The 6,071-nt window shown below is 71.9% G+C and carries 6 protein-coding genes and 1 pseudogene; 3 read left to right on the top strand and 4 right to left on the bottom strand.

Annotation, left to right across the window (positions count from 1 at the left end; translation table 11 throughout):
* The 4 genes and pseudogenes from ABT288_RS49140 to ABT288_RS49125 all read right to left on the bottom strand — a co-directional run.
* Positions 1–201 (bottom strand): annotated as a pseudogene (locus ABT288_RS49140) (2-oxoacid:acceptor oxidoreductase subunit alpha); the annotation flags it as partial.
* Positions 202–468: 267 nt separating this feature from the next.
* Positions 469–1,128: a LuxR C-terminal-related transcriptional regulator gene (locus ABT288_RS49135; protein WP_351623304.1), complete on the bottom strand. Its 660-nt coding sequence runs from the start codon at positions 1,126–1,128 to the stop codon at positions 469–471.
* Between the two features lie 226 nt (positions 1,129–1,354).
* On the bottom strand, positions 1,355–2,689 hold the full coding sequence (locus ABT288_RS49130) for a sensor histidine kinase (RefSeq protein ID WP_351623302.1): 1,335 nt from the start codon (positions 2,687–2,689) through the stop codon (positions 1,355–1,357).
* A gap of 254 nt (positions 2,690–2,943) precedes the next feature.
* Complete coding sequence (locus tag ABT288_RS49125) at positions 2,944–4,125, bottom strand: sensor histidine kinase (protein ID WP_351623300.1); 1,182 nt, start codon at positions 4,123–4,125, stop codon at positions 2,944–2,946.
* 233 nt (positions 4,126–4,358) lie between these two features.
* Here ABT288_RS49125 and ABT288_RS49120 point away from each other — a divergent pair, with 233 nt between their 5' ends.
* From ABT288_RS49120 to ABT288_RS49110, 3 genes are all read left to right on the top strand, one after another.
* Positions 4,359–4,778, top strand: a complete 420-nt coding sequence (locus tag ABT288_RS49120) for an NADH-quinone oxidoreductase subunit A (protein WP_351623298.1) — start codon at positions 4,359–4,361, stop codon at positions 4,776–4,778.
* The gene (locus ABT288_RS49115) at positions 4,769–5,365 is read left to right on the top strand and encodes an NADH-quinone oxidoreductase subunit B (protein ID WP_351623296.1); all 597 of its coding nucleotides are present in this window, start codon (positions 4,769–4,771) and stop codon (positions 5,363–5,365) included. The genes ABT288_RS49120 and ABT288_RS49115 overlap by 10 nt, the downstream gene beginning before the upstream one ends.
* A partial coding sequence (locus ABT288_RS49110) for an NADH-quinone oxidoreductase subunit C (protein WP_351623294.1) occupies positions 5,362–6,071 on the top strand: 710 nt, incomplete at its 3' end. The genes ABT288_RS49115 and ABT288_RS49110, both read left to right, overlap by 4 nt.

Genomic DNA, 6,071 nt, shown 5'->3' with positions numbered 1-6,071 from the left:
CGTGGACAGGTCGTTGCCGAACGACGCCGTCTCCGAGGTGAACCGGTCACCCGTGAGCTGCATACCGTCACCCGAGTCCCCCGCGAACCGGATGATCACCCGGTTCAGGCGCCGCACGTCCTTGGCGCCGCCCGGTTTGCGCTGTTCTCCGACGACGGCTCCGTCGGCCTGCTCCGCCTGGCTGCTGACCTGGCTGGTCACTGAACTGGACCTCCTTCGAGGCGGCTGTCCGGGGCGCGGTCGTCCCACGGACCATCCCAGGATCAACCCTACGTCGGTTAGGGTCGCCTTCCCGAGGCCATCCGCAGATTGGACGACATCGAGTCGGCCTGTGGCGCTTTCGAGTCGGCGTGGCGCTGCCGTGTCAGGGTGTCCTTCCCCGGTCGTCTCCTCAGGCCTTCCACCTGGGGCTATCCGGTTCCCAGGGAGGCGGACCGGCTGACACCCTGCCGGCACAGTGTCCTTCGGTCAGGAGTTCAGATAGGTCAGCACGGCCAGAACACGCCGGTGGTCCCCGTCGCTCGGCGCCAGCCCGAGCTTCAGGAAGATGTTGCTGACGTGCTTCTCCACGGCCCCGTCGCTGACCACCAGCTGCCGGGCGATCGCCGAGTTCGTGCGCCCCTCCGCCATCAGCCCCAGCACCTCGCGCTCCCGCGGGGTCAGCCCCGCCAGCACGTCCTGCTTGCGGCTGCGCCCGAGCAGCTGCGCGACCACCTCGGGGTCCAGCGCCGTACCGCCCTCGGCGACCCGCACCACCGCGTCCACGAACTCGCGCACCTCGGCGACCCGGTCCTTGAGCAGATAGCCCACGCCCCGGCTGGATCCCGCCAGCAGTTCGGTGGCGTAGCGCTCCTCCACGTACTGCGACAGCACCAGCACGCCGAGCCCCGGATGCGCCTTCCGCAGCTGTACGGCCGCCCGGACGCCCTCGTCGGTGTGCGTCGGCGGCATCCGTACGTCCGCCACCACGACGTCGGGCAGCTCGCCCTGTGCGTCCAGGTCGGCGATGGTCTTCACCAGGGCCTCCGCGTCCCCGACACCGGCCACGACGTCGTGCCCGCGGTCGGTCAGCAGCCGGGTCAGGCCCTCCCTGAGCAGCACTGAGTCCTCGGCGATGACCACCCGCACCCTGTCCTCCACGATCTCCCGGCCCCCAAGCCCGATCCCGATCCCGATCCCGATCCCGAACCCCCCCTCCGAGGACAGCGTCCGTACGGAGGTGCAGCACTCGAGCGTACGAGGGTCCAGCATTCCAGCATCCGGCACCCGCCGCTCGGTGGGCTCGGGATCTTCTGCGCAGCGGGTCGCGGGTCGGTGGCCGATCGGTGGAACCTCGACGGTTCGGGCCCTCGCGTCAGCTTCGCCAGGGCAGTTCCGCGATCACCACGGTGGGGCCGCCTGCCGGGGACTCCACCACGAGGACCCCGTCCACGGCGTCCAGGCGGCCGGCGAGACCGGCCAGGCCCGAGCCGCGGGAGGCGTCCGCGCCGCCGACGCCGTCATCGGTGACCTGCAGCATCAGCCGGTTCTCCGCGCGCCACACGTCGACCGAGGCGGAGCGGGCCCGGCTGTGCTTGCTGATGTTCTGCAGCAGCTCGGAGACCGTGAAGTAGGCGATGCCCTCGATGGCCGGCGCCGGGCGGGCCGGCAGATCGACCTCCACCCGCACCGGCACCGTGCAGCGGGAGGCGACCGAGGACAGGGCCGCGTCCAGGCCCCGGTCGGTCAGTACGGCCGGATGGATGCCGCGGGCGAGGTCGCGCAGCTCCTGCAACGCCGTCTTCACCTCGCCGTGCGCCTCGTCCACCATCCGCGCCGCCGCCCGCGGATCCTCCCGGAGCTTCTCCTTCGCCAGTCCCAGGTCCATGGCCAGGCTGACCAGCCGTGCCTGGGCCCCGTCGTGCAGGTCCCGCTCGATGCGCCGCAGATCGGCGGCGGCCGTGTCGACCACCACCCCGCGGTCCGACTCCAGCTCCACCACCCGCGCCGACAGCGGCGACGGCCCCAGCAGGCTCCGTACCAGCAGCCCGTTCACCATCGTCAGGGCCCGGACGATCCACGGCGTGGCCAGCGTGAACAGCAGCCCGACCAGCGCGGTCACGGTGATCTCGAAGGGGTTGTCGAGATAGACGCTGTGGTGCTCGTCGCCGTACAGCTGGATGCCGCCCTGGCCGGCGTACGCCGGGAAGACCCAGAACCACAGCGGGTAGGTCAGCAGCGTCCAGCCCGTCGTCCACAGACTCACCGCCACCGCGAACGAGAACACCGCCCACGGCAACTGCACCAGCGCGTACAGCAGGTTCCGCCAGGAGGTGCCGCTCTTGAGCACTGCGCCCATCCAGGCCGACACGCCCGGCTTGCGCATCCGCAGCGGCTCCGGCTCGGCCACCTCCAGCCGCAGCAGCCCGCGCGCCCGCGCCCGCTCCAGCGCGCCGAAGCCACGGCAGCCGGCGAGCGCCGCCGCGAGCACCGGGACGCCGAGGAAGGTCACCAGCAGGCCGGCGCCGAGCGACGTCATGGTCACCGTCCAGGTGAACAGCACTATCGAGATCGGCAGGCTCAGCAGGACATAGCCGAACTCGCGCCAGCTGCGCGCCTCGAACGGTGCCCGGAGCGCGGGGGGCAGCCGATGGCCGGTGCGGGTCCGCTCGTCCTCCCGCCCGTATCCGTGTCCGTATTCCATGGCCATCGATCTCGTCCCGTTCTCGTCGTGTGAGCGGCGGTTCAGCCGTGTTCCCAGAGTCGTGCGCCGGGGGTTCGCGAGCCATGGAGGTCGTCGGCGTCCTGGGGCGGGGGTTTTCCCCACCATGGCCTCCGGCGGGTGGGCCGTGTTGTTTTCGGTGCCGGTGGTTTCCTGGTGCCGTCGGTCGCGGACAGCCGCAGGGGTTCTGTCGTCGGTTCGGTGCGGGTCCGTTGTGGCTGGTCGCGCAGTTCCCCGCGGCTCTACTCCGTCCGGTCCCGCCAAGGCAGCTCGGCTGTGACCACCGTCGGGCCGCCCGCAGGGGAGTCCAGTACGAACAGGCCGTCCACCGCGCCCAGCCGGTCCGCGAGGCCGCGCATGCCGGTGCCGCCCTCGAGGCGGGCGCCGCCCCGGCCGTCGTCCCGGACCTGGATGAGCAGCCGGTCCTCCGCGCGCCACACATCGACCGAGGCGGAGCCGGCCCGGCTGTGCTTGCTGATGTTCTGCAGCAGTTCGGAGACCGTGAAGTAGGCGATGCCCTCGATGGCGGGCGCCGGGCGGTCCGGGAGGTCCACGGTCACCTTCACCGGGACCGTGCAGCGGGTGGCGACCGAGGACAGGGCCGCGTCCAGGCCCCGGTCGGTCAGTACGGCCGGATGGATGCCGCGGGCGAGGTCGCGCAGCTCCTGCAGGGCCAGCTTCACCTCGCCGTGCGCCTCCTCCACCATCGCCGCCGCCGAGTCGGGATCCTCCAGCAGCTTCTCCTTGGCCAGACCGAGCCCCATGGCCAGGTTGACCAGCCGTGCCTGGGCCCCGTCGTGCAGGTCCCGCTCGATCCGCCGCAGATCGGCGGCGGCCGTGTCGACCACCACCCCCCGGTCCGACTCCAGCTCGGCGATACGGCGCTCCAGTTCGTCCGAGGGCGACAGCAGCCCGCGCACCATGAAGCGGTCCACGTTCGCCAGGCCCCGCGCCAGGTACGGCAGCACCGGCCACAGCACGAACAGCGAGGCCAGCACGGTGCAGAAGGTGAGGACGCCCCAGGGCAGCCGGATGACGTCGTACAGCAGGTTCCGCCAGCCCACCGGGTCCTTCAGCGCCAGCCACAGCCGTTGCGTCGGCCCGCCGCCCTTCGCGAACGGCAGCGGAGTCGGCTCCTCGACCCGCACCCCGAGCAGCCACCGCGCGCGGGCCCGCTCCAGCTTCCCCAGCTGCCGTGCGCCCAGCAGACTGAGCGCGAGCAGCGGAAGACCGACGACAGTGATCGTCAGGCTCCCGCCGACGAACAGCACGGTGATCGCGTAGACGAAGCCGAACACCGCCACCGGCAGGTTCAGCAGGAGATACAGGATCTCCTTCCACGTGTGCGCGTCGTACGTCGGCCGGATCGGCGGCAGACGGTCGGTGCCGTCGGCCCGGCCGGCGGCGGAGCTGGTAGCGGTCATACCGGTCAGCCTGCCGTGCCCGGCGCCCTCCGCGCCATGCGGTACGCCGCCCTCCGCCGACGGGGGAAAACCCCACCCCGCACGCCTCGCCCGTCTCCTCCATCTGTCTCATGGCGTGACTGGCTGCTTACCGGCTCTTTATCAGGGCCTAGACTCCCGTCCGTACGGATCCTCGAACATGCGGGATCACGGAATTCACTCAGGTCACACGGTCAGGGAGCGAGGGACGGACGGTGCGGGAGACGTTGGGGGACTCGACGGCCGCCGCGGGGAACGTCATCGCGGCCGGCTACTTCCGGTCCTACTCGGTGGTGGGCCTGCTCGCCCTCGTCGGCGTGCTGTTCGTCGCGGTCGCCTTCGGCGCGGGCCGTCTGCTGCGCCCGGTCGTGCCGACCCCGGAGAAACTCCTGACCTACGAGTGCGGCGTCGACCCCGTCGGCGAGGGCTGGGCCCACACCCAGGTCCGCTACTACGTCTACGCCTTCCTCTACGTGATCTTCGCAGTCGACTCGATCTTCCTGTTCCCCTGGGCGACGGTCTTCGCCGCCCCCGGCTACGGCGCGACGACGCTCGTGGAGATGTTCGTCTTCCTCGGCTTCCTCGCCGTGGGCCTGCTGTACGCATACAAGAAGGGCGTCCTGGCATGGACGTGAACCCGGAGCCCGTGTACCTGCCGGAGCCCAAGCGGCTCGGCGCTCTGGCCCGCCTGGCCCCGGAGCCGATGAAGGTGGTCCTGAACTGGGGCCGCCGCTACTCGCTCTGGGTCTTCAACTTCGGCCTCGCCTGCTGCGCGATCGAGTTCATCGCCGCGTCGATGGCCCGCCACGACTTCATCCGCCTCGGCGTGATCCCCTTCGCACCCGGGCCCCGCCAGGCCGACCTGATGGTGGTGTCGGGCACGGTCACGGACAAGATGGCCCCGGCCGTCAAGCGTTTGTACGAGCAGATGCCGGAACCCAAGTACGTCATCTCCTTCGGCGCCTGCTCCAACTGCGGCGGCCCCTACTGGGACTCCTACTCCGTCACCAAGGGCGTCGACCAGATCATCCCGGTGGACGTGTACGTCCCCGGCTGCCCGCCGCGCCCCGAGGCGCTGCTCCAGGGCATCCTCAAGCTCCAGGAGAAGATCGCCCGAGAGTCGCTGGGGGAGCGGTACGGCCACTCCCGCCCGTCCGCTGCCGCCCTGACCAGCGACCTGGTGAAGCCGCCCGCCCCCGCCGGTGAGGGGGACGCCCGATGAGCACCGTCGGCTGGCTGCCCGCCCCGGTCGGGGACCTCTTCGGTACGGACGCCACGGCCGAGGAGTCCTACGACCTCCTGACCGTGGACGTACCGCCGTCCTCCTGGCTCACCGCCCTGGAGACGGCCCGTACGACCCTGGGCTGCACCTACTTCGACTGGCTGAGCGCGGTCGACGAACCGGGCACGGGTTTCCGCGTCTCCGCCCACGTCGTCGCCCTGGGCCCGGTCCGCCGCCTCCTCGTCCGTACGACCGTCCCGCACGAGGCGCCGACGCTGCCCTCCGCCGTCGGCGTCTACGCGGGCGCCGCCTGGCACGAGCGCGAGACCCACGAGATGTTCGGCGTGGTGTTCGAGGGCCACCCGGGGCTGGAGCACCTGCTCCTCCCGGAGACCTTCGAGGGCCACCCGCTCCGCAAGGACTTCGTCCTCGCCGCGCGTGTCGCCAAGGCCTGGCCCGGCGCCAAGGAGCCCGGCGAATCCGAGCACGGCGGCCCGAAGCGCCGCCAGATGCTCCCCCCGGGCGTGCCCGACCCCAACGAGTGGGGCCCCCTGAAGGGCCAGCTGCCCCCTGCCCCGGCCCGCCCCGCCCCCTCCGCGCGGCGCGCGCCGGGGGGCGGCCCCGGCGGGCGCAGCGGGGCGGCGGGGGTGGGGGGAGGTCGGGGCTGCCCGCCGGGGGCGGTGGGGTGGGGGGGGGCGGGGGGGCG

The sequence above is a fragment of the Streptomyces sp. NPDC001093 genome (assembly GCF_040298985.1).
Classification (GTDB): Bacteria; Actinomycetota; Actinomycetes; order Streptomycetales; family Streptomycetaceae; genus Streptomyces.
The sequence above is the reverse complement of the archived record's forward strand: the minus strand, read 5'-3'. Positions and strand labels throughout refer to the sequence as shown.